Origin of the sequence: Symbiopectobacterium sp., from assembly GCF_051710365.1 — a bacterium.
Lineage (GTDB): Bacteria > Pseudomonadota > Gammaproteobacteria > Enterobacterales > Enterobacteriaceae > Symbiopectobacterium.
Genome location: NZ_JBPETA010000250.1, coordinates 1 through 3637 on the forward strand (window position 1 = coordinate 1; position 3637 = coordinate 3637).

Below are 3637 nucleotides of genomic sequence, written 5' to 3' on the forward strand. Positions count from 1 at the left end.
GGTTACGGATGGTAACGTGGGGAGTACTCATGCTGATTGGTCTGCAAAAAGCAGTAATAAATTCAGAACTTCAGAATACCGTCAAGTCCCGAAAAAAGAAAAATCAGGTGCGGAATGACGGTTGAACTTGCCATCCTTGCTCATAAAACACAACAGCCTGAACAGGTTGATGAGATGTTCAAGATGATTGCTGAACTGCCTAAAGAGGTTCGTAGCGAATTCCAAAATAAATATGAGCAACTAAAACCATTATTAGAAAAGATGCCGTTGTCTACCATTTCTATTGGTCAAAACTGGCTTAATGAACTTGAATCCGTCTCCTTCGAACATCATGGTAAATATGCTGTTTCCCCCGAACTGATGGATTTTATGAAAAACGGCTTCTCTTTGCCAGTGAAACACCCTGAGGAAGCGGGGGCTTATTTCACTGGCGGTTCGTTTATCAATGAATTGCGGCAGGGAATGGCTCTCCATGTCGATAATAGCCATAAAAGCTATGGTCAAAGAGCTGTTGATGTGGGGGGCAATCTGTTTTCCATTATCAAAGACATGTTCGCGTTACCTGAGGATCTGTCTTAAGGGCAAAAGCGTCAAGTCGGACAGCTTTCTGACATGGTCAATCACCATCCTATGAGCCTGTTGGCGTTGACGCACCATATTGCGCCCAAAAATGTTCTGAATAACGTAGGTAATAAGGTACTTAATGAGCTCAATCACCAGTCTGGCAATGTGATTTTTACCGATAATCGATGGATGAAACTGGGGCAGCCTCAGACAAAGGTTACCGTGAGCAAGAGCAACGGCGTTGATGTTGCAACCCAGATAATCTGGCAGGTGGAGCAACTGGGCTTGTCGCGGGATGCCATGCAGCCCTTATGGGTGGTTCAAGCACAGTTTCCACCACGGTTAACAGTCATCTGATGTTCAATGAGCACGGCTTGAAAAACAAGAACGTGACCATTTCAGACATCAATGTCGATTTGGCTGAAAAATTAGCCTTTAGCCAGCCGCTGGAAACCTATACCGCTAGCGCGTCGAAATGGCTGAATAGTGATCCGCAGCGTGGCTGCTTGTTTCCTCTGCTTGGCGGTGCTTCGAGCTGCTAGTTAAAAAAAGGCCCAATAGTGGGCCTTAACAGTGAAATAGTCTCGATATTAAGGTGCCGGGATGGTGAAACGGCGATGAATCTCTTCCAACTCAGCCAGCACTTCGGCATTCAATTGCACCTCCAGGCTGGCAAGGTTGGTATCGAGTTGTTCAAGCGTGGTTGCTCCCAGGATGGTACTGGCGACAAACGGCTGCTGACGAACAAACGCCAACGCCATTTGTGCCGGATCCAGCCCGTGACGTTGAGTCAGTGCTACGTACTCGGCAATGGCTTGCTGGGTGTGCGGCGCGCTGTAACGCACAAAGCGGCTGAACAGCGTATTGCGCGCCCCGGCAGGCTGCGCGCCATTCAGATATTTCCCGGTTAACGTACCAAAGGCGAGGGGCGAATAGGCCAACAGCTCCACCCCTTCGTGCTGGCTGATTTCAGCCAAACCCACTTCGAAGCTGCGATTGAGCAGGCTATACGGGTTCTGGATGGAAACGATACGCGGCAAGTTATGTTTTTCGGCAAGTTGCAGATAGCGCATTACGCCCCAGGGGGTTTCATTCGATACCCCGATATAGCGGATTTTTCCGGCGCGCACCTGCTCTTCAAGGGCTTCCAGCGTTTCCAGCAGCGTCACCGTTGCTTTGTCATCGGTGTATTGATAGTTCCATTTGCCAAAGCAGTTGGTCTGTCTCTGCGGCCAGTGCACTTGATAAAGGTCGAGGTAGTCGGTGTTCAGGCGAGTGAGGCTAGCGTCAAGCGCGGCACGGATATTTTTACGATCCAATACCTGTTGCGGACGAATACCGACGTCGCTGCCACGGCTTGGCCCGGCGACTTTACTTGCCAAAATCAGTTTTTCTCTGCCGCCACGCGAGGCTAGCCATGAGCCAATATAGCGTTCCGTGAGCCCCTGTGTTTCCGGTCGCGGTGGCACAGGATACATTTCTGCGGTGTCAATCAGGTTAACGCCAGCTGCCACTGCGCGATCGAGCTGCGCGTGCGCCTCCGCTTCACTGTTTTGTTCACCAAACGTCATGGTGCCCAGACTGAGCACGCTGACTTCTAAAGCACTATGGGGAATACGGTGATAGAGCATTGCCAGCTTCCTTAATGTCTGAAAATCCCGGCGTCCTCATCCCTTACGTAAAGGGAAAAACCAGCGCCTGTTTCTGACTATAACCAAGCAATGCTATGGGTGGAAGCACCTTTAATGGCGTCATGGTGTGAAAAAAAAGCAAAAAAGCCAGGCAGGACTTGCCGTTAACGCTGAACAATCTGGGAGACAACTTCATTATTGATCTGTCGCCACTGCCCATCTTCATCAAGATAACTGAGTAGGCCAGTATCTTTATCCAACGCAGGCTTGTTTTTTGTCAGCAACATCTGACCTTCTTTGGTGGCAATCACATAGTTGCTGCTACACCCACTTAGAAACATGGCAAAAAAGCATAACGCGATGGCTTTGTGTCGAATCGTCATCAGGTAATCCACTCGAATAGTAAAACAACGGACGATGGCTCTCTTTAGAACCTAATCTATCAAAAAACATGAATATACAAGATGAGTCTAGCAAAGCGTGAAAAGGAAGAATGTAGGAATAATGGAAATAATCAGTGATTCACCCGTTCAGTGATTCACCCGTAAAGAGGAGCGCGGGCAGCCAATGCTACCCGCTGGGGGACTACTCTGCGTTTGTCGCTTTTTTACTGCGCATCAGATTCAGCGCTTCAACCGACATTGAGAAGAACATAGCGAAATAGATATAGCCTTTGGGAACGTGGACATCGACGCTTTCCAGAATCAGGAAAGAGAGTGCCAGCATTTTCACCGATGGGTGGCGATCGACAAACTCACCGATGGCGCGGGCTGAAAACATCATCACCTCTACGGCAATCACCACGGCGGCCATCATGATAAACAGATGGTCGGAAAAGCCGACGGCGGTAATGACGGAGTCGAGGCTGAAGATGATGTCCAACAACATGATCTGCACAATCGCACCGAAAAAGGAATGCACCTGGCTGGCATGTGCCTCTGAACCGCCTTCGATAGTCTCATGAACTTCGCGACTGGATTTCCAGATCAGGAACAAGCCGCCGAAAAACAGGATCAGATCGCGCACGGATATTTCATTATCCATCAGCGTAAACAGCGGGTTGGTCAGGCGAATCACCCAGGCGATAGAGGCGAGCAGGCCAAGGCGCATCAACATGGCCCCCAGAAGGCCGATACGGCGCGCTTTGTTTTGCTGGGCTTTGGGTAACTTGGCGACAACCAGAGAAAGGAAGATGATGTTGTCGATACCTAGTACGATCTCCAAAATGGCCAACGTGCCGAGCGCCAGCCATGCATTCGGGTCAACAATCCGATCAAACATTATATCAATATATAATCAAAAATAAACGAAATTTAAATGTATTAGTCGCGACTTGATCTGACACTGGACCTTGCAAGGTTGAGAGTTACCGGTTTTGATATGGGTGTCCAATCCTTATACAAAACACGAGGTAACTCTCATGATTCATACTAACAATCCCA

Annotated in this window: 6 protein-coding genes; 3 read left to right on the forward strand and 3 right to left on the reverse strand. The window is 48.9% G+C overall.

The window, feature by feature from the left end; translation table 11 throughout:
• Positions 1-114: 114 nt before the first annotated feature.
• The 3 genes from ACTBDZ_RS15990 to ACTBDZ_RS16000 are packed head-to-tail and all read left to right on the forward strand — an operon-like array spanning position 115 to position 1106.
• Complete coding sequence (locus ACTBDZ_RS15990) at positions 115-579, forward strand: hypothetical protein (RefSeq protein ID WP_438816040.1); 465 nt, start codon at positions 115-117, stop codon at positions 577-579.
• Between the two features lie 33 nt (positions 580-612).
• Positions 613-921: a hypothetical protein gene (locus tag ACTBDZ_RS15995; RefSeq protein ID WP_438816041.1), complete on the forward strand. Its 309-nt coding sequence runs from the start codon at positions 613-615 to the stop codon at positions 919-921.
• A 17-nt stretch (positions 922-938) separates the two neighbouring features.
• Entirely contained in the window at positions 939-1106 is a 168-nt protein-coding gene (locus ACTBDZ_RS16000; protein WP_438816042.1) for a hypothetical protein, read from the forward strand.
• A 48-nt stretch (positions 1107-1154) separates the two neighbouring features.
• Here ACTBDZ_RS16000 and ACTBDZ_RS16005 read toward each other — a convergent pair whose 3' ends face one another.
• The 3 genes from ACTBDZ_RS16005 to ACTBDZ_RS16015 all read right to left on the reverse strand — a co-directional run bounded on the left by ACTBDZ_RS16005 (position 1155) and on the right by ACTBDZ_RS16015 (position 3476).
• Positions 1155-2195 carry an NADP(H)-dependent aldo-keto reductase gene (locus tag ACTBDZ_RS16005; RefSeq protein WP_438816043.1) on the reverse strand — a complete coding sequence of 347 codons (1041 nt, stop codon included), beginning with the start codon at positions 2193-2195 and terminating at the stop codon, positions 1155-1157.
• A gap of 164 nt (positions 2196-2359) precedes the next feature.
• Positions 2360-2578 carry a YgdI/YgdR family lipoprotein gene (locus ACTBDZ_RS16010; protein ID WP_438816044.1) on the reverse strand — a complete coding sequence of 73 codons (219 nt, stop codon included), beginning with the start codon at positions 2576-2578 and terminating at the stop codon, positions 2360-2362.
• A 202-nt stretch (positions 2579-2780) separates the two neighbouring features.
• Positions 2781-3476, reverse strand: a complete 696-nt coding sequence (locus tag ACTBDZ_RS16015) for a TerC family protein (RefSeq protein WP_438816045.1) — start codon at positions 3474-3476, stop codon at positions 2781-2783.
• Between the last annotated feature and the right edge of the window lie 161 nt (positions 3477-3637).